General features: G+C 66.2%; 1 protein-coding gene. It reads right to left on the bottom strand.

What is annotated here, in order from left to right; translation table 11 throughout:
* A partial coding sequence (locus EN818_RS32405) for an ATP-binding cassette domain-containing protein (protein ID WP_135906782.1) occupies window positions 1-278 on the bottom strand: 278 nt, incomplete at both ends.

The raw sequence follows: 278 nt of genomic DNA, 5'->3' as shown, positions 1-278 counted from the left end.
GAGCAGTTTGTCGGTTTCCGCCAGCGGCAGGCTGGAGGTCGGTTCGTCGAGAATCACCAGCCGCGCCCTGATCGACAGCGCCTTGGCGATCTCGACCATCTGCTGCTGGGCGAGTGACAGCGAGGCGACCGGCGCGTCCGCCGAGAAATTGGCGCCGACGCGCTTCAGGAGTGGCGCCACCATTTCGCGCAATTTCGCGCGGTCGACCAGCTTCAGCGGCCCGGCGCGCAGCGGCTCGCGGCCGAAGAAGATGTTGGCCGCGACATCGAGATTTTCGA

The organism is Mesorhizobium sp. M3A.F.Ca.ET.175.01.1.1 (assembly GCF_004791945.1).
GTDB lineage: Bacteria > Pseudomonadota > Alphaproteobacteria > Rhizobiales > Rhizobiaceae > Mesorhizobium.
Note: the sequence above shows the minus strand (reverse complement) of the source record. Positions and strands in the feature narration are given on the sequence as shown.